This window comes from Flavobacterium sp. GSP27 (assembly GCF_003970395.1).
Lineage (GTDB): Bacteria > Bacteroidota > Bacteroidia > Flavobacteriales > Flavobacteriaceae > Flavobacterium.
This window is the reverse complement of sequence record NZ_RYDP01000006.1, coordinates 64,252-87,179: the sequence shown is the minus strand read 5'-3', so window position 1 is coordinate 87,179 and position 22,928 is coordinate 64,252. Positions and strand designations below refer to the sequence as shown.

The window sequence follows — 22,928 nt, the reverse complement described above, 5'->3', positions numbered from 1 at the left end:
GCTATTTTTTTATTTTGGAAGGGATTATTTAATAAATCCTTCTGCTTTTGCTTTTTTCAAAACTGCAGCGATTCCATTTTTATTAATTGTTTTTACCGTAGATGCAGCTACTCGTAGAGTAATCCATCTATCTTCTTCTGGAAGATAAAAACGCTTTTTAACTAAGTTTACAGAAAATTTTCTCTTAGTTTTGTTCATAGCGTGAGAAACGTTATTTCCTACCATCGCTCTTTTACCTGTAAGGTCACAAACTCTTGACATTATACTTATCTTTTATCGTTATTCAAAATCAGGGTGCAAAGAAAAGAAAAATAAACCTATTAAGCAACATATTTACTGCACATTTTTTAAAATTTCTTTCTGTACTAGTTCTAAACTTTTTATTACCGCTCTATCTATCACTTTTTCACGGGGTTGACCAAAATTGAATTCTTCAACAATTACTTCCTTTGGTGTTGCTATTGCAATAAAAACAGTGCCAATTTCTGCATCTGAGTCGCCTTTTGTTGGTCCGGCATTTCCTGTTGTCGCAATTGCATAATCCGTATTCATTCTCTTTTTTATACTCAAAGCCATTGCAGAAGCTACCTCCTTACTGACTACGGAATATTCCTTTATCAGACTTTCCGGAATACCCAAAACATCTATTTTAGCCTGGGTTGAGTACGAAACTACACTTCCTGCAAAATAATTGGAAGCACCGGCAACAGCACTTAAAAGCGTTGCTATTTTACCTCCTGTACAACTCTCGGCTGTAGCTATTGTTTTGTTTTGTTGGGTCAAAAGTTTACCTACTGCAACTTCAATCGTTTCGTCTTCATCATAACCAACGATGATATCATGAATAATTGCGTCCAACAAGTTTACATTTTCAAGTAGCGCAGCCTCTAATTTATCTTTATCTGTACCACGTGCCGAAAGACGCAATCGTACGCGTCCCGGAGCAGGCAAATAAGCCAGCTTAATAAATTCAGGAAGGTTATTTTCCCAATCCTCTATTCGTTCCGCCACCAGACTCTCGCCCTGACCATAGGTCAGAATTGTTTTATGAATTATATAAGGGCGCTCATATTCCCGAACTACTTTCGGGATGATTTCATGCTCCATTAAATACTTCATTTCATAAGGAACTCCAGGGAGCGAAATAAAAACAGTGTTTTCCTTTTTCATCCACATTCCTGGTGCCGTACCTACCTGATTGTGAAGTACCGTACATTTCGAAGGAACCAGCGCCTGATCTTTATTGATTTGCGTAATGGTTCGCTTATAAAAACCTTCTATAAGTTGCGTGACATGAGCTAACACTTTTTGATCAACAACTAATTCATCTTCAAAGTAATCACAAAATGTTTTCTTGGTAATATCATCTTTTGTTGGCCCTAGACCTCCAGTTATAATAACCAAATCGACTTTGTTTTGAAGTGCTGTAAACGTATCAAAAATGTGTTTTTTATCATCACTAATCGAAATCATTTCGTTGATTTCAACACCAATTTTATCTAACGATTTGGCTATAAAACCAGAATTTGTATCGACAATTTGGCCTATTAAAATTTCGTCACCTATGGTAACTATGGTTGCTTTCATTTTTTTTGGTGCTGCTTATTTTGTAAAACTGTATTTAAAAAAGGAAAGTGTAAATTGGCAGATTCCTTTTTTTGCGTGAGGGATAACAGTGAAAATCCTTCCGTTTTTTCGGAAGATTACTTCACCTAAACAATTATTTCAATAGGGGTTCAGTGAACTTCGTTTGCAACGGATAGCCCGACCACGCTGTAACGTAAGTGAAAGCGTGGTCACGCCCAAATTTTACAAATCAAAGTCTTTTTTAATTTCTTTAATGGCTTCTTTCACCTGATTTTTTACACTCTTAAACGTTTCTTTGATTTCTTTCTTTTTACCTTCAGTCTTTGTCCAGGCTTCAACTTGAAGAATTTCTTCAAAAGCAACATTAAGTCCCATCAAATCCAGGGTTGGCTTTATTTTGTGTGCATAAGCATAGGCATGCTTGTGGTCTTTCTTTTTTATTCCTTCTTTAATTTGCTCTAGATCTGCCGGAACTTCAGTCACAAACAAAGTCAGAATTTCATTTACAAATTCAGGGTCGTTGTCCGACAGTGCGTACACTTTTGACAGGTTGTAGTTTATTGCCATTATTTTACTTGTATTCTAAATAGTTGTTGCCCTTCTAAAAATCCTTCTAAAACGTCCTCCGGCTTTACTGCTGCCACTCCTTCCGGGGTTCCTGTAAAAATGATATCGCCAATTTTTAATGTGAAAAACTGAGAAACGTATGAAATCAGCTCATCAATTTTCCAGAGCATCAAACTCGAATTACTCATTTGAACCGTTTCATTATTTTTCTTTAATTCAAAAGTAATATTTTCTACGGAACTAAATTCATTTTTTGATACAAATTCACCTATAACTGCCGAGCCATCAAATGCTTTGGCTTTTTCCCAAGGCAGCCCTTTTGCTTTTAATTTGTCTTGTAAATCCCGAGCGGTAAAATCGATTCCCACACTAATTTCGTCATAATATTTATGAGCAAACTTAGGCTCGATGTATTTCCCTACTTTACTTATCTTGACTATAATTTCGATTTCGTGGTGCACCTCTTCCGAAAATTCCGGGATTACAAACGGATGTTGTTTTAATAAAACGGCTGAATCCGGTTTCATGAAAACCACAGGTTCCGTGGGCCGCTCGTTTTGTAATTCCTCTATGTGATTGGTATAATTCCTACCGATACAGATTATTTTCATTTTTTATTAATTAAAAAATTTAATGATTGAAAAATTCAAAAATTAACTTAATTTATTATTCAGTTTTCGTAGTTTAATTGCCGTTAAAACTTTCTTGGTGTACAACGGAAAATCGGCATTTTGAATCCAACTGAAATAACCGGGCTCTGTTTCCAGAATTTTACCCACTTTGACTCCTTTGTGTTTTCCAAAAGTAAAAATCTCCTCCTCATCCTTATCAAAAGCAATCATTCCTGCGAAATCAGCAATTTTTTTTCTTGTTGTAAACTCGGACAATAATTTCATATCGTTTTCAAGTTCCGGATAGCGATCCAGTTGCGCTTTCAGAATCTCGTAAGTTGCCATGGTATCTGCTGCTGCAGAGTGTGCATTTTCAAGTGTTTTTCCACAATAAAATTTGTGAGCTGCGCTCAATGTACGCTCTTCCATTTTATGAAAAACGGTTTGCACATCAACAGAAACCCTTCCTTTCATATCAAAATCTACTCCGGCACGTAGCATTTCTTCAGCCAATAACGGAATATCAAAACGATCCGAATTAAATCCAGCCAAATCACTGTCTTTAATCATATTATACACTTGAGTCGCCAGTTCTTTGAATGTAGGTTCATTTGCTACTTTTTCATCTGTGATCCCATGAACAGCAGTTGTTTGCGGTGGAATTGGGATTGTTGGATTGACCAACCACGTTTTACTTTCTTTATTTCCGTTCGGAAAAACTTTTAAAACTGAGATTTCTACAATTCTATCTTTTCCGATATCAATCCCTGTGGTTTCTAGATCGAAAAAACAAATTGGTTTATTGAGTTTGAGTTCCATTTTTAATTTTTGTGTGGTTACAAATATAGAAATTTGGGTTTAATTTCATTTAAAGTTCACCGTTTAAAGTTTCATAAAATCTTAAAAAAAGAAAACCCGATTGATTTTTAAAAATCAATCGGGTTTTTATTCTAAATATTAGCTTTTAAACATCTCTGTTTACATCAAATGCTTCTAAGTATTCAGCGACTCTTTTTACAAAACTACCGCCTAAAGCTCCATCTACCACTCTATGATCATAGCTGTGTGATAAGAACATTTTTTGGCGAATCCCGATAAAATCTCCTTCAGGGGTTTCAATTACAGCGGGCATTTTACGGATTGCTCCAAGGGCTAAAATACCCACTTGAGGCTGATTTAAAATTGGCGTGCCAAAAACACTTCCAAAAGTTCCCACATTAGTAACTGTATAGGTTCCGCCTTGAGTATCGTCCGGTTTTAGTTTTCCAGCTTTTGCACGACCTCCTAAATCATTGACCGCTTTAGCCATTCCAACTAAATTCAACTGATCCGCATTTTTAATAACGGGAACAATTAAATTTCCGTTTGGTAACGAAGCAGCCATTCCTAAGTTGATGTTTTTCTTCTTGATAATATAATCGCCATCCACAGAAATATTCATTCCTGGAAAATCTTTTATCGCTTTAGCAACCGCTTCCATGAAAATTGGCGTATACGTCAACTTCTCCCCTTCTCTTTTTTCGAAAGCAACTTTATTTTTCTCTCTCCATTTCACAATATTCGTCACATCGACTTCGATAAACGATTGTACGTGAGCCGAAGTTTGTACCGAAGCGACCATGTATCCCGCAATTAGCTTGCGCATTCTGTCCATTTCTATAATTTCATCACCACCGCTTACGGATACCGGAGCTGCTTTTTGAGCTGCTGGCACTGCAACCGGTTTTTGAACTGCTGCCACCGGAACTGCAACTACAGGCTGACTAGTTCTGTTTTTTACATACTCTAAAATATCATTTTTAGTCACTCTTCCCTCTTTTCCTGTTCCCGAAATTGCTGCTAATTCAGCCACAGAAACCCCTTCTTCTTTAGCAATATTTTTTACCAAAGGCGATAAGAATTTTTCAGATTCCGAGTAATCGGAAGACAAATCTACCGGAGTCGCAACACTTTCGTTGGATCCTAAAGCTTCGGGATTAACCATTTTTGTTACTTCAGCAATAACCTCAGGAGCTACAGCTTCTTTAACAATTGGAACAAGCGCTCCATCTTCAGTCTCAATAATAGCAATAGTTTGCCCTACCTGAACTAAATCATCTTTACCAAACAGTTGTTCTACTAAAATTCCCGAAACTTCGCTTGGCACTTCACTGTCTACTTTATCAGTAGCGATTTCAAGTACTGCTTCATCCGCTTCAATTTTGTCGCCAACTTCTTTTAACCAGTTTGTAATGGTTGCTTCTGCAACGCTTTCTCCCATTTTTGGAAGTTTTAATTCAAATCTTGCCATATTGTTAACCTAAAAGGTGATATTGATTTTCAGTTTGCGAAATTACTAAATATTTCAAACATAAATTACATTAAATGTAATTTTCTACTCTATTTCTATAATCTCACCTCTCTCATTACTATTATTACTTCCTATTAAAAAATTAGCGTTTTTTGGTATAATTTTAAAGGTAAATCCTTTATTCCTTGAAGATTCGAGAATTGCGATACATTTTTTGAAAGAAATGAATTCGTTATCTAAAATAATTTCTGTACCTATTTTACTTTTAACAGAAGACGAAATTACTATTTTTTCTGTTTTCAAATCGTGAAACAGGACTTTTTTTTGCAAAACCAAATGGAGCTTATCTGCTAATTTTTGGTTAGCTGAATACAAAAGATATGATTTTGGAATGATTTTTATTCCTGGTTTCCCTTGAAACATTTTCGCCAAAGAAAAAAAGACAATCCCAATTTTCATAAAAAGGGAGAAAAATAAAACACTTTTAAAATGCTTTTTGTAGAAGAAATTCATCGCTTCCTGAAACCGTTTCATATACGTTTCATCCTTAACCGTGCTTTCTCCTTTGTAGTGAATTGCGGTCGTTTCATGGAAATAATAATTGAATCTTCCTTCTTTCAGGACTCGATACGACAAATCAATATCGTCAGAATACATAAAACAATCTTCATCAAATCCGGCTACTTCAAGATACAAATCTCTTTTCATAACCATAAAAGCACCCACAAGAATGGCTACTTTTCCGGTTTGGTTTTCACTTAAATGTTGCGCATAATATTTCCCGAATGTTCCAGGAAATAATTTGTATAAACCTGTGATTTTGGTAAAAGCGACCCAAGGTGTCGGAACGCCACGTTTACTTTCGGGCAGAAATCTTCCGGTTCCATCGATGAGTTTACAACCCACAATTCCTAAATCCGATTGTTTTTGGGCGAAAGCCAATACTTTCATAAACGTATCTTCGGCAACAACAGTATCGGGATTCAGAACGCAAATGTATTCGCCTTGCGCTTGGGCTACCCCAATGTTATTGCCTTTGGGAAAGCCAATATTTTCTTTGTTTTGAATGAGTTTTACGTTAGGAAAAAGCTTTTGCATCATTGCACAACTGTCATCCGAAGAATTGTTATCAATTACAATAATTTCGCCGTCAATGGTTTCTAATGCGTTTTGAACGCTTAAAACACAGAGCTCCAGAAAATAGCGAACGTTGTAATTGAGAATAATGACGGATAGTTGCAAAGCTTATTGTTTTAGTTTTTTGGGATTTTGTTTCGTGTTGAAAATTCTCAAAACTACAACACTTTCTTTCTCTACGGAATAGATAATTTTAAAACTCCAAATGGCCACAAATCTAACTTTTTGGATATTAATTATTGGCTCAACCGGAAATTTATAAGGAAAATTCGGCAGAGAATTTGCCAAATCATAAATTTCATTAAATACTAAAATAGCATTTTGAGGACTTTCTTTTTTTATGTACTTATAAATAGCTTCTAGTTCATTTGATGCTTTTTTACTCCAAAGCACCCTCATTAACCTAGAATTTTTTTTCTGACATCTTCACTAGAATAGGTTTCTAACTTTCCTTCATTCAATTGATGTAAAGCCTCATGAATGTCTTTAGTATATTCTTTTTCAGAAATTGGATTTCCATCTGCGTCATAACCAACTATATTTTCTTCATCAAGAAGTTTTGCTATTTTACTAAGAATCTTATTGTCGTTAATACTTAAGATTCTTTGCGTGATGCTGATTTTTAAAGTCTCCGTTTTCATGATACAAATTTTTAACCACTCAAATTTACGTCATTTTATTGAAAATTAAAAAAAAACATGTTTCTCCACTAGCCCCGAAGGAAGGGAAAAATTTTTTTTGTTCTTTCTTTAAGGACTAAAAGAGTACTTCACCAAGTTAATATTTTCATCGGTGTTCAGTGAATTTCATTTAGAATGAAAGCTGGACCTTTAGTTCCAACTAAAACCAAGTCATTCGCTCCTAAAAAACAGGTTATCATGTTTAGTTTTAACATTACTTAAACGATAAAACTTGAAACCTAATATAAATGAATTACTTTTGCAAAAAAGTTATGTTTAGTAATGCATGCATCTCTTATAATTTATAACTCATACCCTACAAAGTGAATTACTTATCAGTCGAAAATATCTCTAAATCTTTTGGAGAAAGAACACTTTTTGAAAACATTTCTTTTGGAATTAGTAAAGACCAAAAAATCGCCTTCATTGCCAAAAATGGCTCTGGAAAAACGACTATCATGAGCATCATTAACGGTTTGGAAGAATCAGATACCGGACAAGTTGTACTCAGAAAAGGTATCAAAATGGCCTTCCTTTCGCAAAATAACAATTTGCAGGAAGAATTGACGATTGAAGAAAGCATTTTCGCATCGGATAATGAGACTTTGAAAGTGATTGAAGCGTATGAAAAAGCATTAGAAAATCCGGAAGACGAAGAAGCCTACCAAAAAGCTTTTGACGGAATGGATCAGCACAATGCGTGGGACTTTGAAACACAATACAAGCAAATTCTGTTCAAACTGAAGTTGGAAGATTTCAAACTGAAAGTAAAAAATCTTTCTGGTGGACAGAAAAAAAGACTTTCATTAGCTATTATTTTGATCAATCGTCCCGATTTATTAATTCTGGATGAGCCTACCAACCACTTGGATTTAGAGATGATTGAATGGCTGGAAAGCTATTTTACTAAAGAAAATATTACGTTGTTTATGGTGACGCACGACCGTTTCTTCTTGGAGCGTGTTTGTAACGAAATCATCGAACTGGATAACGGAAAATTATACCAATACAAAGGAAATTACTCGTATTATTTAGAGAAAAAAGAGGAACGCATTGCATCAGAAAATTCGAGTGTGGATAAAGCGCAAAACCTTTTTGTAAAAGAACTGGAATGGATGCGTCGTCAGCCAAAAGCGAGAACGACCAAATCTAAATCCCGTCAGGATGACTTCTATGACATCAAAGAAAAAGCACAAAGTCGCCGTCGTGAAAATAAAGTGGAGCTTGAAATTAACATGGAACGCATGGGAAGCAAGATTATCGAGCTTCACAAAATTTCCAAGAAATTCAAGGATCATGTCATTATGGATAATTTCAGTTTTGATTTTCAACGTGGCGAACGCATTGGAATCATTGGGAAAAACGGAACTGGTAAATCTACTTTCTTGAATTTATTGACCGGAAACGTTTCGCTTGATAGCGGTAAAGTGGTGATTGGCGAAACGATAAAAGTGGGTTACTACACGCAAAGCGGAATAAACCCAAAACCGGGTCAACGTGTGATTGATGTAATTAAGGAATACGGAGAATTCATTCCATTGATGAAAGGGAAATTGATTTCAGCTTCGCAGTTGTTAGAGCGTTTCTTGTTTGATGCCAAAAAACAATACGATTTTGTGGATCGATTGAGCGGTGGAGAATTGAAACGGTTATATTTGTGTACGGTTTTGATTCAGAATCCGAATTTCTTGATTCTAGATGAGCCTACGAATGATTTGGATATTGTGACACTGAATGTTTTGGAAAGTTTCCTTTTGGACTATCCAGGTTGTCTTTTAGTGGTTTCTCACGACAGGTATTTTATGGATAAAATTGTGGATCACTTATTCATTTTTAGAGGACAAGGTGTAGTGGAAGATTTTCCTGGAAACTATTCTGATTTTAGAGCTTATGAAGACAGTGCTGATGTTGCTCAAAAAGAGGAAAACAAAGCGGATAAGAAAGACTGGAAACAAAATAATCCAACCGGAAACCTGACGTTCAACGAGCAAAAAGAATTCCAGAAAACAGAGAAAGAAATCAAAGATTTAGAGCTTCAGAAAGTAGCTATTGAGCAATTATTCTCAGATGGGAAAATTGCTGACACTGATATTGAAAAAAAAGCGAACGAATTGAAAAACATCATCAATAAAATTGAAGAGAAAGAGGAGAGATGGTTTGAACTGAGCGCGAAGATAGAAGGATAAAATCCCCCTAACCCCCGAAGGGGGAATAGAAGTGAACATAGCATACTATTTACAACCCCAACACTTTTAGCGGTAACGCTAGAAATGTTGGGGTTTTGTTTTTTAGGAAAAACAGTGATTACAAATTAGTAAGAAATATTAGAATTAATAAAAAGTCCATTTGATGCTTTGTAGTTTTATTTTCACAGCTATCCGAAAGTTTTAATAAAAATCAAAAGTTCCCGTCCTAGCTCATATAAACAGGCTCTAAGTATTTTATTACCCTGAAAAAAAGTCTGGTTTAAATATAATTTCAGATTTTTTCCTTATTTTTTTAGCAGCCCGCTCTTCAAAGCATACAATAGTTCTTGATTATGCTGCGCAAATGTCTCCGACTTTGCGCTCACAATAGTAATCACAAAAAAACCACAACAAATTTAATTCTGTTGTGGTTCTTTTATTTTTAACCATTTTTAATTCCTCCTTCGGGGGTTAGGGGGATTTCTACCAAGGAATCGGATTGTAATCTTTCAAAAACTTCCCGCACCAATGTTTTCCTGTATTAATACCGTCAAACAACGGATCCATCACTCGTGCTGCTCCATCCACAATATCCAATGGCGGTTGAAAATCCTCTTCTTCCTGTTTTCTTTTGGCTAATTCTGCAGGATCTTCGTCGGTTACCCAGCCGGTATCAACCGCATTCATAAAAATGCCGTCTTTTGCTAAAGTTCCTGAGGAAGTATGTGTCAGCATATTCAAAGCAGCTTTGGCCATATTGGTATGTGGATGACGGTCTTCTTTGAAAAAGCGATGAAACTTCCCTTCCATCGCCGACACATTAATGATGTGTTTTTTTCCAGTGTTCTCTTTCTTCATCACTTCCGAAAGGCGGTTACATAATACAAAAGGCGCCACGGAATTTACCAGTTGCACTTCGATCATTTCTGTGGTTTCTATTTGTCCCAAACGTAAACGCCAGCTGTTGGTTTTTCTTAAATCGACTTGCTGTAAATCGGCATCAAGTTCCCCTTCCGGGAAAACTTCATTTGCCACCAAAGCATTATCAAACGAATACGGAATTTGAGACAATTTAGCGGAAGCCCGCAACCCAATTCCAGGTTCTGGTCCGTGCCAAGTCACCGGCATATTCTGATTGGAGGAAGCCCCTGCTGTCAACACTTTTAATTCATCCAGACAATTCGTATGATCCAGTAATAATTCTTGTGCCTGTTGCGGCAAAGAAGCAATGAAACGCTCCTCATTTTCCATTAGATGCGTATAAAATCCCGCAGGACGCCTCACCGTTTGCGCTGCATTATTAATCAGAATATCCAAACGCTCATACTTTTGCTCTATAAAATTGCAAAAAATCTCTACACTTGGAATGTGTCGCAAATCCAATCCGTGAATTTTCAAACGATGTCCCCAATCCATGAAATCGTCTTCCTTAGAAAAACGCAATGCGGAATCCACCGGAAAGCGAGTTGTTGCAATAACGGTTGCTCCACCACGCAACAACATCAATGTAATGTGATATCCAATTTTTAGACGAGAACCTGTGATAACGGCAACTTGCCCATTTACATCTGCGGTTTGAAAACGTTTGGCATAATTAAAATCGCCACAATCGGTACACATTGTATCGTAAAAATGGTGCATTTTAGTAAACTCCGTTTTACACACGTAACAGTTTCGTGGAGTTTCCAGTTCCAATTGTTCTTTGTTCACAAGATCATTGTAAGCCAAAAGTTTTGGCGCCATAAAAACACTTGCTTCACGCGCATGGCGGATTCCGGTTACCTTACGGGCGGTTCTGTCACGCTTTTCCATTTTACGTTTAGCAGCCACTTTACCGTCTTTTTTTCTCCGGGAAAGCTCGTCACGATCGGGTCTGGAAAACATACCTGCCGCTTTGATTAAAGCGGTGCGTTGCTCTTTTGGAATATCAAATATTTGATCCGTATCCGTATTCAATTGTGCTAAAATAGCGATGCAGCGGTCAATTTCTTCAGAGCTTATCGTAGTTTTATGTTCTATTTGTTCAATCATCATCGTAAAAAAATGGATATTATTCTTGTGTAAATTCCAAGGCTGCAAATATAGCCTTTTTAAAGTCGTAATGTTTCGAAGCAATACAGTCGGAAGTCGAAGCGCAAAGATGATAGAATTGTATTTTGACTTTCGACTATTATCTTACTATCTTCGCACCCACAATGTTCTTTCACCAAGATGCACGATGCAACCGCAAAGATTCACAAAGTTGAAAAACTCAGTGTATCTTCGTGTTTTCTCTTTGAGAATCTCTGTGTAACAAAAAAGTTCCATGCTGTTTCAAATCAAATCGTATTTACAATTCCTTTGGCACTCAAAAAATGAGCATGCGGTGCATTCGCCATTTGTGTTTACTTTATTGACGAGATGCTTTTATGATAAAAAATCAAAACCGGAATATACGATTTTAAGAGAATATAGAAACTCGCTTTTAGCAAACAATAATACCATTGAAGTCACTGATTTTGGTGCGGGTTCCAAAGTGTTTAAATCGAATTCCAGAGTTATTGCCAAGATTGCCAAAACAGCAGGGATTTCTCCCAAGCGAGCTGAATTACTTTTTAGAATCACCAATTATTTTCAACCGGACTCTATTTTAGAAATTGGAACTTCATTGGGATTGGCGACTTCTGCCCTAGCTTTAGGGAATTTAAAAGCCCAAATAATCACTTTAGAAGGTTGTCCTGAAACCGCTAAACAAGCTCAATTGCAATTTAAAAAATTCAATTTCAATACTATATGTTCCGAAATAACAGAGTTCAGTACTTATTTACAAACCGAAAGCCTAAAGCCTAAAACCCATAACCTAATTTACTTCGACGGCAATCACTCCAAGAAAGCAACATTAGACTATTTTGAAGTATTACTTCCTACCATTACGAACGAAACCCTTTGGATATTCGATGACATTCACTGGTCGCCAGAAATGGAACAAGCTTGGGAAATTATAAAAAACCATCCCAAAGTAACGGTAACAATTGACACATTTCAGTGGGGATTGGTATTTTTTAGGAGAGAACAACCAAAAGAACATTTTGTGATTCGAACCTAAAAAAAGTGACAGCCATTGCTGACTGCCATTTTCAATATCGAATAACTACTTTTTATTCTTTAGCTTTTTTCATTTCTCCAGATTTTGCTCCCATTCTGTTTAGCGTATAAATTGGTGCAAATTTTAATTTTAAACCCGAAATTTTTCTGTTATCATCCACTGAAAGTCCTTCTTTTTCAACTGTATTTTTTCTACTGTCCAATGCTTCATACATCAATTTGATTTCGTCCCAGTCTTCACGAGAATACTTATCTTTATTCGTTTCAACTGCATCTACAAATTGCTGGTACACGCTAAGAATATTATCTTTATCCACCCAGGCAAAACTCATATCCTCACCCACTTTCCCTTCACCAAATAAAGTATTTCTCATTTGTTGTTTTGGGTTTGCAGCAGCGGCGGCTTTATCTTGAGCCTCTATTTTGGCTTCGTATTTTGCTTTCAAAGCCTCGTATTTAGCATTTGCTTCATCAAGGTATTTCTGCGCCTCCGCATTGTCTTTCATATTTGCCAATGCTGCCTTTGCATTACCACTTTTTAATTGATACGTAGCTTCAATTCCTTGCCAGTTTGCTTTAGCATTCTCGGAAGAAACATTCCCTAATGAATCCACATACATCACATAAGAATCCACTATTTTCTCCGCTTGCTCTGTTTTTTCATCTTTACAGGAGGCAAATCCTAAAGCGACTACCGCTATTCCTAACACCATTTTTGTACTTTTCATAACTTCTTGATTTGATTAATACTTTTAACAAAAATAAGTAATATTATTATATTATCAATTATAACCAAAAAATGTTATAAATAATTAAAATAATTATGAAATAAATACCAATAAAGTGTGAATTACACAAATTTATACTATAATAACATAAAATTTAATAGAATGATTTAACGTATTAAAAAATACATTTACCAAGAAAATAGAAAAAAACGCAAGTACTTCATTAATAAAAAATTATCTGACCGCATAAACCTAAGCTCAAAATGTAACAAATTTAAAAAACATCTACTTATTAATAATTCAAAAGTCTTTTGTACTTTTAAAATCTAATTTAATAGCACCCTACGCACCGTCGAAGGTCAAAAAATCATACATTCTAATGGCAAACCCGCTAATCAAAATAACCAATATCAAACGAGATTTTGTGCTTGGAAATGAAATTGTATATGTTCTCAAAGGCATTGATTTAGAAATAAACAAAGGCGAATACGTAGCATTAATGGGACCTTCAGGATCCGGAAAATCTACCTTAATGAATTTATTAGGTTGCTTAGACACGCCAACTTCTGGTAGTTACATCCTGAATGGGAAGGATGTCAGCCAGATGAAAGATGATGAATTAGCCGAAATTCGCAATAAAGAAATAGGATTTGTTTTCCAAACTTTCAATCTTTTACCCAGAACAACCGCACTAGACAATGTAGCTTTACCCATGATTTATGCCGGTTTCTCTAAATCTGATAGAAATAAACGCGCCACGGAAGTTTTAGAACAAGTAAATCTTGCTGACAGAATGGATCACCAACCCAACCAACTTTCAGGAGGTCAACGCCAGCGGGTGGCAATTGCACGTGCCCTAGTCAATAAGCCGTCCATCATTTTAGCGGATGAACCTACAGGAAATTTAGACAGCAAAACCTCTCTTGAAATCATGAAACTTTTTGGAGACATCCATACCAATGGGAACACCGTTATTTTAGTAACGCACGAAGAAGAAATTGCCGCGTATGCGCATCGAATTATACGATTGCGTGACGGAATTATTGAAAGCGATACGACCAAATAATTTTTTTTAGGAGCTTTTTCCGGCTATACGCTTGTATCTCTTTCTTTTTTAAAAAGAAAAAAGAAACAGGATACCGCTTCTATCCGGGCTAAAAAATCCCACTCACAAATATCTTTTAAACCCCAAATAAAAACTAGTACCTAAAATGAATATCGCCATACTAACCTGCCAAAAACTTCCCGATTTAAATCCTGAAGATCAAAAAATAATTCCTGCACTAGCCAAACATAATATTAACGCCAAAGCGGTGATTTGGAGTGACAAAACCATTAACTGGGCTGATTTTGATTTCCTGATTTTTCGCAATACTTGGGATTATTTCGAAAAAGAAACCGAATTTAATATTTGGCTCCACCAAATAGAAAAACTGGGTATCAAAACACTTAACCCGATTGAAATAATCAAACAAAACATACACAAGTTTTATTTGCGTGAAATGCAAAAGCAAGGAATCACAATATTACCAACCGTATTTATTGACAAAACAGACACTCTGAATCTAGCTGAACACCTACCTTCCCATTGGAAAAAAGCAGTCATAAAACCTGCATTTTCGGCAGGATCGTATCTCACTGAAGTTTTTGAAACATCAGATAGTGAAGAAATAAACCAGAAATATGCGACCATAGCTGCAGAGAAAGAATTGCTGTTACAGGAATTTATGCCGGAGATTCAAACTCTAGGTGAAACTTCATTTATCTTTTTCAATAAAAAATTCTCTCATGCGGTAAACAAAAAGCCGGTAGATGGAGATTTTAGAGTACAGTCCCTATTTGGTGGTATCTATAATTTGGTACATCCCAGTTCAGAATTGATTGAAAAAGCACAAAAAGTTGTTGATACTTTTCAAGAGAACTTACTGTACGCCAGGGTAGATGGGATACTGATTGATAATGAACTTTATTTAATGGAAATTGAATGCATTGAACCTGATTTATATTTCAATTTAAGTGAAGGTTCACTGGAACGATTTGTTACGGCAATAGTGGAATTAATACAGTAAATTTGTTTCCATCAAACAAATTACAAATTAACACAAACCTTGGATGAAAGTATATACAAAGACTGGTGATAAAGGAACCACGGCACTTTTTGGAGGAACCAGAGTCCCAAAAGATCACGCACGAATAGAAAGTTATGGTACGGTAGACGAATTGAATTCTCACATTGGACTAATCCGAGATCAGGAGATGAATTCCCATTACAAAGAAATTCTAATCGAGATTCAGGATCGTTTGTTTACAGTAGGCGCTATATTAGCAACGCCACCGGAAAAAGAAGTACTGAAAAACGGCGAACTTCGTTTGAAAAAACTCGGAATAATTGAATCAGATATTGAACTGTTGGAAAATGAAATTGACAGCATGGAAGAAGCCTTACCACCCATGACTCATTTCGTACTTCCTGGCGGACATACAACCGTGTCATATTGTCATATAGCACGTTGCGTATGCCGTAGAGCGGAGCGTTTAGCAGTTCATTTAAGCCACAACGAACCGGTTGCAGAAATCGCAATAAAGTACCTGAACCGACTTTCTGACTACCTTTTTGTGTTGGCACGAAAGTTGTCTCATGATCTGAAAGCTACGGAAGTTCAATGGATTCCTAGAAAATAATTTGCAGCATTTAAGGTTTTTTCAGTTGTATTTATAGTGAAAAAATGCAAACTTTTTAACCGCAAAATTTAAATCAAAAAAAACGTTCTTAACTTTTTATTAAAATAAATGATTTTTTACTTGTCTTTTTCAGTAAAAAATTTATTTTTGCACAAAACTAAACAGACAACAAGATGTATTGGACATTAGAATTAGCATCCTATCTAAGTGATGCACCGTGGCCTGCTAACAAAGACGAACTTATTGACTACGCTATTAGAGCAGGAGCTCCATTAGAAGTAGTAGAAAACCTTCAGTCTATAGAAGATGAAGGCGAGATATATGAATCAATGGAAGAAATTTGGCCAGATTATCCTACAGACGAAGATTATCTTTGGAATGAGGATGAATATTAAAAAGTAAACCAAGAAAAAGTCTCTAAAGAGGCTTTTTTTTTGTTTAAATTTACAGAATTACACAAACAGAAATAAAAACATATTATGAGTTTTATAAATAGTATTATCAAAGTCTTTGTTGGGGATAAATCTCAAAAAGATGTGAAAGCTTTACAGCCGTATCTTAACAAAATTAAAACTTTTGAAACTCCTCTAATGGCATTATCTAATGATGAGCTTAGAGCGCGTACTGCATTTTTCAAAGAAAAAATAAAACAAGACCGTTCTGAAAAAGATGCTAAAATTAGTGCTCTGAAAGTAGAAGTTGAAAGTATTGAAGATATCGACAAACGAGAAGATATTTACGTCGCTATTGATGCGCTGGAAAAAGAGGCTTATGATATTTCGGAAAAAACATTGTTAGAAATTCTTCCGGAAGCTTTTGCTGTAGTCAAAGAAACGGCTAGACGTTTCAAAGACAGTACACAAGTAATTGTAACTGCCACTGCAAAAGACCGTGAAATTTCGGCAACAAAAAGCTATATAACTCTAGATGGAGACACTGCGATCTGGGCAAATTCTTGGAGTGCTGCGGGTAAAGAAATTACTTGGGACATGATTCACTATGACGTACAATTAATTGGCGGAATGGTTTTACATGAAGGAAAAGTAGCTGAAATGCAAACAGGTGAAGGAAAAACATTAGTGGCAACTTTGCCGCTTTACTTAAATGCATTGACAGGAAACGGAGTACATCTAGTGACTGTCAACGATTATTTGGCAAAAAGAGATAGTACATGGAAAGCACCTTTATTTGAATTTCATGGTATGTCAGTAGAATGTATTGACAATTATCAGCCAAGCTCAGAAGGACGAAAAAAAGCATACGATGCTGATATCACGTACGGAACCAATAATGAGTTTGGTTTTGACTACTTGAGAGATAATATGGCACATTCTCCAGAAGATTTAGTGCAAAGAAAACACAATTATGCGATTGTCGATGAAGTCGATTCTGTTTTGATTGATGATGCAAGAACACCATTAATTATCTCAGGTCCAGTTCCTCAGGGAGATCGCCATGAGTTTAATGAATTGAAACCAAAAATTGAAAATTTGGTTAGTTTACAACGTCAATTGGCAAACGGCTTCCTATCTGAAGCTAAAAAATTAATAAAAGAAGGAAATACCAAAGATGGTGGATTCCAATTGTTAAGAGCCTACCGAGCATTACCAAAAAATAAAGCATTGATTAAATTTTTGAGTGAAGAAGGAATTAGACAATTGCTTCAAAAAACCGAAAATCAATACATGCAGGATAACAAAAGAGAAATGCACAAGATTGATGAGGCTTTGTATTTTGTTATTGAAGAAAAAAACAATCAGGTAGAACTGTCTGACAATGGTATCCAATTCCTTTCCGGAGATACTGATTCTGACTTTTTTGTACTTCCGGACATTGGAACCGAAATTGCCGCTATCGAAAAAAGAAAACTTGATAAAGATGCAGAAGCGGAAGAGAAGGAAAAATTATTTCAAGATTTCGGAATCAAAAGTGAGCGCATCCACACCCTGACACAACTTTTGAAAGCTTACGCTTTATTCGAAAAAGATGTAGAATATGTAATCATGGACAACAAAATCATGATTGTTGATGAGCAAACGGGACGTATAATGGACGGTCGTCGGTATTCTGACGGTTTACACCAAGCCATTGAAGCCAAAGAAAATGTAAAAATTGAAGCAGCAACACAAACATTTGCAACAGTTACATTACAGAATTACTTCAGAATGTACAACAAACTGGGAGGAATGACAGGAACAGCCTCTACTGAAGCAGGTGAGTTGTGGCAAATATACAAACTGGACGTGGTAGAGATTCCTACGAACAGACCAATGGCCAGAAAAGATAAAGAAGATTTTATTTATAAAACTACTCGTGAAAAATTCAATGCCGTAATCGAAGACGTTTCAGAATTATCTAAAGCAGGTAGACCGGTTCTTATTGGCACAACTTCAGTAGAGATTTCAGAATTGTTAAGTCGAATGTTGAAAATGAGAGGTGTTGCACACAATGTCTTGAATGCAAAAATGCACAAACAAGAAGCGCAAATTGTTGAAGAAGCTGGAAAACCGGGTGTGGTAACTATTGCAACAAACATGGCGGGTCGTGGTACCGATATTAAATTATCTGCCGAAGTAAAAGCCGCAGGTGGATTAGCAATTGTAGGAACAGAACGTCATGATTCGCGTCGTGTAGACCGTCAGTTGCGTGGTCGTGCAGGACGTCAGGGTGATCCTGGAAGTTCTCAGTTTTATGTTTCTCTTGAAGACAACCTCATGCGTTTGTTTGGTTCTGAAAGAGTGGCAAAAGTAATGGACCGAATGGGATTGCAGGAAGGCGAAGTGATTCAGCATTCCATGATGACTAAATCGATCGAACGTGCCCAGAAAAAAGTAGAAGAAAATAACTTTGGTGTTCGTAAGCGTTTACTAGAATATGATGATGTCATGAATGCGCAACGTGAAGTAGTGTACAAACGCCGTCGTCATGCCTTGTTTGGAGAGCGATTGAAATTGGATATTGCCAACATGCTGTATGACACCTGCGAACTAATTATTGATCAAAACAAAGCGACTAACAATTTCAAAAACTTTGAGTTTGAGTTAATTCGTTATTTCTCTATCACATCACCGGTTACTGAAAGTGAGTTCATAAAACTCAGCGAAATGGAATTAACAGGTAAAGTGTACAAAGCTACATTAGAATATTACACCGAAAAAACAGTACGAAGCGCCAGAGAAGCTTTTCCTATTATAAAAAATGTTTACGAAGACAAAAACAACCAATTTGAACGTATTGTTGTTCCATTTACAGATGGAATCAAATCGTTGAATGTAGTTACTGATTTGAAAAAAGCCTACGAAACTGAGGGAGCTCAACTTGTTGCTGATTTTGAAAAAAATATTACATTATCTATTGTTGATGAAGCTTGGAAGAAACACTTGCGCAAAATGGATGAGTTGAAACAATCGGTACAACTTGCGGTTCACGAACAAAAAGATCCATTGCTAATTTACAAACTCGAGGCTTTCAATTTGTTTAGAGCTATGATTGACAATGTAAATAAAGAAGTAATTTCGTTCTTGTTCAAAGGTGATTTACCGGCTCAAGAAAACCAACAAATTCAAGAGGCAAAAGAAGTACGTCAGAAAGAAGACTTTCAATTGAGCAAAGACGAGGTGCTGAATTCTGATGAATTAGCAACACAAAATCGTGAAGCGGGACAAACGCAACAACGTCAAGTTACCGAAACTATCGTGAGAGATATGCCAAAAATTAATCGCAATGATACTGTTACGATTCAGAACGTGGCCAACGGACAAACGCAGGAAATGAAATACAAAAAAGCCGAGAGCTTAATCGCTTCAGGACAATGGGTTATCGTTAACTAATAACCGTTTCGATACCTTAAATTAAATTCCTCAATTACGAAAGTAGTTGGGGAATTTTTTTTATCCTGAATTTATTTCAGGATCTAATTTCAGGAGCCATTCCCGCCCTACGCTGCAAGCTATTTGGTTTCAAACCCTTTTTCTAGGTGCTGTCAGGAGCTTCCTCTGGTCGCTCTGCCACCACCAGAAAAAAGTGGTTTTCAACCGGCATAGGCTTTCCGCTGCAGTCGGGGCTAGGGATTTTGCGGTACATAAAAGAGTAGCGATCAAATACACGTTTACAAAAAAACGTACAATAAATAAAAAACGCGTTTGATGATTTGTAAAGAATTATTTATATATTTGGAAATTAATAAAGCGAAAGAAACCTTCGCCAATCTACCCATATATGGGTGTATATGCTAAAGTTTGTATCGCCTATAGACAAGTTATGGCTAATTGTTTCGCAACAACGGAAATTTGTGATTATATGACTCTTTACCGTTTTTAAGAGCAAATATTAATCTATTACCATATTCACTACAATAATCAAAATTTGACGGAAATGTATTGTTTGCTGTTGCAGATGCAACTTCTTCTGGTCTAAATCTGAAACATCCTGCATTATTTTGAAAATGCTTTAAAATTTTATCAGGATATTTTTTTGAATCCTCTTTGTTTTTAGCGATAAAAAAATCTAAAACATTTTGATGCCACAATAAATCATCTTCTCTTTGCTTCCAACTCCCAAACTCAATAAGTGAAATACCAACTGTTTGAAAAATTGAAATTATAAAAGTGGAACAAGTTAATCCAAAATCATCTCCCAATAAAATTAAATTATCTTGTTCATCGAAATCAAATGACGAACTATTATATGTAATACCAAAATTTATTAAACTATTTTTTTCAACAATAAGTTCACATAAAGATGGTATTTGAATTGCAAAATCATCTGGGATAAAATCACGATTATATTTCACGAAAATATAATCTGAATTACCTAAATCACCATACGATAGATGATTCCTGATTTTTCCCAAATAAAAATCTAGTGTTTTTATTTTATCATCCCATTTGTAGATAATTGAACTGTGGGTAAATCCATCTTGATCAATACCAACTGCAATGGCAAAAAAGAAATCTTTTTCTAAATGAATATCAATTACATCTTCAATTTCCATTTATTTCAATCTAAAGTACAATGATTTATCAAAGTTTTCTTTTCCAATTTTGTTAATCATTGTCTTTTTAACTTTATTAAAAACTAATTCTCTATTTTTTAGGTTGCCTTTAAATTTTGAAGTCGAGTTTAGTATTGATATTAAAACAGAAATTGGCAAATCATCCGTATTTTCGTTTAACAATATTCTATCGGCAAGTGCAATGTTATTCACTCTAAATATGTTGTCAAAAGTCTTGTATGACTCTTTTATCGATTCATTAATTTTTCCAATATTATTCAACTTAATCACTTTATTAAAAAATTCATTAACAATATCATTTTTGACAATATCGTTATTAATAATAAAAGATTTACTTGAAATCATTGACACTGTAATGTTAATATCAGCAGAAAAATTAGTTAAAACATTAGATATAACTATATGACTATTTGAAAAACTATTAATATTCTGTCTAAAGGAGCCACAAGAAACAAAATCACATACAGAGATATCAGTACTTATTCTAGATTCATTTAGTGTACTTAATGATATTGTTCTATGCTCTGCAACTTCTGTTTTCATAACAATTTTTTAATTATTTTTTCAGATTCTAATTTATAACTATTATAGTTTTTAATCAAATTATTTAATTCTGACAAAGAATCATCATTAATATCGTAATCTCTATGGAAGTTAAATTCAAATTGAACTGACTTTTTATTTATATCAATATTATTTATTAATATTGGTTTAACATCTAACTTCAATCTAGTGTTTTTAAAATCTTTACTACAATAAAATCCAAATGAAGAAGTTTCAGAATTAAAAAAGTTAGACTGTATTGAATTGCTTGGATTATAAAATTGAGTTTTTACAAAAGCATCTATTTCTGCATCTTCATAAATTGGTTCAATAAAATATCTAAAATTAAATCCACTTGCATTTAAGTTTATTTTATCAATACTCTTTAATACTTTTATTAAAACACCTGATATATCATTGTTGCTGTCAACTTTAGAACTTATTATTAATTGATTATTATTTAAAATAACATTAAACATATCTGTTTCAATATTTACCAATTCAGGTAAAAAAACTGATGTATCAGAAATATCATTTTCTTTAAAAATTTTATTCTTAATAAAAGTATATCTATCAAATTTAGAAGGATTAAACAATCCTATTAATACAATATCTTGAATTTTTAAACCAATTTCCATCTTATCTGTTTGTAATTTAAAACAAAAGTATTGATTTTTAAAGATAAACAATAAACTTTATGCAAAAATTACAACTAGCCATAACAGCGGTTTTGCAAGATTGCGAATTTTCTGGTAAATTCACGTTTACGTTTCGCAAGAAATTTTATCTTTAACGGAAAATAATCGGTTACGAAGTTCGCAACCTTGCAAAGCCACATAACGTCAAACTGTCTAAAAACCTCCATTTTGAGTTTTTGTTCTCGGACTCCTATCTTTAAAAAATCTCAAATATGGGATTCTCAGAGACTTGTTTTAGGTTTTTAGACAGACTGACGTTAGGCGATATTTTACAGAAAAACAGAAAAAACTATGAAAAACATTAAATTAAACCAGATAGCGCGGATTTGCAATCCGTGCCCACAACGATAAGAATTCAATCAAAAGAAAATACTAAATATGATTGCTTCGTTCCTCGCAATGACAAAGTACACGGTTAAAATCCGATAGCGGATTTGCAATCCGTGCCCACAACGATAAAAACTCAATCAAAAGAAAACACTAAATATGATTGCTTCGTTCCTCGCAATGACAAAGTACACGGTTAAAATCTGATAGCTAATGTCTCATCATATATGCAACGCAAAAAATAACAGTGTCATAACGCAACCAAATACACTTTTTGCTATCTTTATAAAAACATTTCGGAATGAAAAAAATAGTACTTCTCCTTCTGGTTTCATTTCTATTTATTTCCTGTTGGCCTACAACAGATAACGGTGAATTTGCTCGTCAAGAATACAAACCTGTTATTATTGCCCGCAGCGCTCTGGAAACATCTATTGCGTTTCAAAATGCACAACCTATTATCAAATCAGGGAAAATTTATATCAAGGACGATTTAATGTTTATCAATGATGTCAATAAAGGTTTTCATGTTTATGATTACACGGATCCTAAGAAACCAATCCGAATCCATTTTATAAAAGCTCCAGGCGCAACTGACTTAGCCATCAAAGGAAATACGGTGTACATCAATCAAGCAGTTGATTTGGTCACTGCCACATTCAACCCTACTACCAAAATTTTTACGGTAACCAACAGAAACAAAAATGTATTTCCGCAAAAGCAAGCTCCAAATGGCTTACAAGGCTACACTAAAGAAAATGAAATAATAATCGATTGGACTTTAATCAAGTAAC

The 22,928-nt window shown here is 35.1% G+C and carries 22 protein-coding genes; 8 read left to right on the top strand and 14 right to left on the bottom strand.

Annotated features, from left to right (window positions below; all coding sequences use genetic code 11):
* Window positions 1-24: 24 nt before the first annotated feature.
* From rpmB to EKM05_RS07105, 9 genes are all read right to left on the bottom strand, one after another.
* Window positions 25-261 carry a 50S ribosomal protein L28 gene (gene rpmB, locus EKM05_RS07145; protein WP_126455077.1) on the bottom strand — a complete coding sequence of 79 codons (237 nt, stop codon included), beginning with the start codon at window positions 259-261 and terminating at the stop codon, window positions 25-27.
* Window positions 262-333: 72 nt separating this feature from the next.
* Entirely contained in the window at window positions 334-1,587 is a 1,254-nt protein-coding gene (locus EKM05_RS07140) for a CinA family nicotinamide mononucleotide deamidase-related protein (protein ID WP_126554372.1), read from the bottom strand.
* Between the two features lie 222 nt (window positions 1,588-1,809).
* Complete coding sequence (locus EKM05_RS07135) at window positions 1,810-2,154, bottom strand: Hpt domain-containing protein (protein WP_126455081.1); 345 nt, start codon at window positions 2,152-2,154, stop codon at window positions 1,810-1,812.
* Entirely contained in the window at window positions 2,154-2,765 is a 612-nt protein-coding gene (locus EKM05_RS07130) for a fumarylacetoacetate hydrolase family protein (RefSeq protein WP_126460317.1), read from the bottom strand. Before EKM05_RS07130 ends, EKM05_RS07135 begins: the two co-directional genes overlap by 1 nt.
* A gap of 42 nt (window positions 2,766-2,807) precedes the next feature.
* Window positions 2,808-3,584: a 3'-5' exonuclease gene (locus tag EKM05_RS07125; protein WP_126554370.1), complete on the bottom strand. Its 777-nt coding sequence runs from the start codon at window positions 3,582-3,584 to the stop codon at window positions 2,808-2,810.
* A gap of 145 nt (window positions 3,585-3,729) precedes the next feature.
* Window positions 3,730-5,055, bottom strand: a complete 1,326-nt coding sequence (locus tag EKM05_RS07120) for a dihydrolipoamide acetyltransferase family protein (RefSeq protein ID WP_126554368.1) — start codon at window positions 5,053-5,055, stop codon at window positions 3,730-3,732.
* Between the two features lie 84 nt (window positions 5,056-5,139).
* Window positions 5,140-6,297, bottom strand: coding sequence for a glycosyltransferase family 2 protein (locus tag EKM05_RS07115; RefSeq protein WP_126554366.1), 1,158 nt, complete (start codon window positions 6,295-6,297; stop codon window positions 5,140-5,142).
* A 3-nt stretch (window positions 6,298-6,300) separates the two neighbouring features.
* A complete protein-coding gene (locus tag EKM05_RS07110) occupies window positions 6,301-6,591 on the bottom strand; it encodes a type II toxin-antitoxin system RelE/ParE family toxin (RefSeq protein ID WP_126455091.1) in 291 nt (96 codons plus the stop codon).
* Entirely contained in the window at window positions 6,591-6,833 is a 243-nt protein-coding gene (locus EKM05_RS07105; protein WP_126455093.1) for a hypothetical protein, read from the bottom strand. Before EKM05_RS07105 ends, EKM05_RS07110 begins: the two co-directional genes overlap by 1 nt.
* A 362-nt stretch (window positions 6,834-7,195) precedes the next feature.
* Between EKM05_RS07105 and EKM05_RS07100 the strand changes: the two genes are divergently transcribed.
* Complete coding sequence (locus tag EKM05_RS07100; protein ID WP_126554363.1) at window positions 7,196-9,058, top strand: ABC-F family ATP-binding cassette domain-containing protein; 1,863 nt, start codon at window positions 7,196-7,198, stop codon at window positions 9,056-9,058.
* A gap of 483 nt (window positions 9,059-9,541) precedes the next feature.
* Here the strand turns inward: EKM05_RS07100 and EKM05_RS07095 are convergent, their stop codons facing one another.
* On the bottom strand, window positions 9,542-11,092 hold the full coding sequence (locus EKM05_RS07095; RefSeq protein ID WP_126554361.1) for an SDR family NAD(P)-dependent oxidoreductase: 1,551 nt from the start codon (window positions 11,090-11,092) through the stop codon (window positions 9,542-9,544).
* Between the two features lie 271 nt (window positions 11,093-11,363).
* On the opposite strand from EKM05_RS07095, the gene EKM05_RS07090 reads away from it, so the two are divergent.
* Window positions 11,364-12,143 (top strand): O-methyltransferase, encoded by a 780-nt coding sequence (locus EKM05_RS07090; RefSeq protein WP_126554359.1) that lies wholly within the window; start codon window positions 11,364-11,366, stop codon window positions 12,141-12,143.
* 52 nt (window positions 12,144-12,195) lie between these two features.
* On the opposite strand, the gene EKM05_RS07085 is transcribed toward EKM05_RS07090, so the two are convergent.
* Window positions 12,196-12,870 carry a DUF6565 domain-containing protein gene (locus EKM05_RS07085; RefSeq protein ID WP_126554357.1) on the bottom strand — a complete coding sequence of 225 codons (675 nt, stop codon included), beginning with the start codon at window positions 12,868-12,870 and terminating at the stop codon, window positions 12,196-12,198.
* Window positions 12,871-13,249: 379 nt separating this feature from the next.
* On the opposite strand from EKM05_RS07085, the gene EKM05_RS07080 reads away from it, so the two are divergent.
* The 5 genes from EKM05_RS07080 to secA all read left to right on the top strand — a co-directional run bounded on the left by EKM05_RS07080 (window position 13,250) and on the right by secA (window position 19,382).
* On the top strand, window positions 13,250-13,936 hold the full coding sequence (locus EKM05_RS07080) for an ABC transporter ATP-binding protein (protein ID WP_126455103.1): 687 nt from the start codon (window positions 13,250-13,252) through the stop codon (window positions 13,934-13,936).
* A gap of 145 nt (window positions 13,937-14,081) precedes the next feature.
* Window positions 14,082-14,939, top strand: coding sequence for a RimK family alpha-L-glutamate ligase (locus tag EKM05_RS07075; RefSeq protein ID WP_126554355.1), 858 nt, complete (start codon window positions 14,082-14,084; stop codon window positions 14,937-14,939).
* Window positions 14,940-14,982: 43 nt separating this feature from the next.
* Window positions 14,983-15,552: a cob(I)yrinic acid a,c-diamide adenosyltransferase gene (locus EKM05_RS07070; RefSeq protein ID WP_126455107.1), complete on the top strand. Its 570-nt coding sequence runs from the start codon at window positions 14,983-14,985 to the stop codon at window positions 15,550-15,552.
* 173 nt (window positions 15,553-15,725) lie between these two features.
* Window positions 15,726-15,947, top strand: a complete 222-nt coding sequence (locus EKM05_RS07065; RefSeq protein WP_007138072.1) for a DUF2795 domain-containing protein — start codon at window positions 15,726-15,728, stop codon at window positions 15,945-15,947.
* 84 nt (window positions 15,948-16,031) lie between these two features.
* Window positions 16,032-19,382, top strand: coding sequence for a preprotein translocase subunit SecA (gene secA / locus EKM05_RS07060; RefSeq protein WP_126554353.1), 3,351 nt, complete (start codon window positions 16,032-16,034; stop codon window positions 19,380-19,382).
* Between the two features lie 434 nt (window positions 19,383-19,816).
* On the opposite strand, the gene EKM05_RS07055 is transcribed toward secA, so the two are convergent.
* From EKM05_RS07055 to EKM05_RS07045, 3 genes are read right to left on the bottom strand one after another with little or no spacing between them, the layout of a single operon-like run.
* Complete coding sequence (locus EKM05_RS07055) at window positions 19,817-20,545, bottom strand: hypothetical protein (protein WP_126554351.1); 729 nt, start codon at window positions 20,543-20,545, stop codon at window positions 19,817-19,819.
* Complete coding sequence (locus EKM05_RS07050; RefSeq protein WP_126554349.1) at window positions 20,546-21,109, bottom strand: hypothetical protein; 564 nt, start codon at window positions 21,107-21,109, stop codon at window positions 20,546-20,548.
* Complete coding sequence (locus tag EKM05_RS07045) at window positions 21,106-21,747, bottom strand: hypothetical protein (protein WP_126554347.1); 642 nt, start codon at window positions 21,745-21,747, stop codon at window positions 21,106-21,108. Before EKM05_RS07045 ends, EKM05_RS07050 begins: the two co-directional genes overlap by 4 nt.
* A 688-nt stretch (window positions 21,748-22,435) precedes the next feature.
* Between EKM05_RS07045 and EKM05_RS07040 the strand changes: the two genes are divergently transcribed.
* Window positions 22,436-22,927: a hypothetical protein gene (locus EKM05_RS07040; RefSeq protein WP_126456316.1), complete on the top strand. Its 492-nt coding sequence runs from the start codon at window positions 22,436-22,438 to the stop codon at window positions 22,925-22,927.
* Window position 22,928 lies beyond the last annotated feature (1 nt).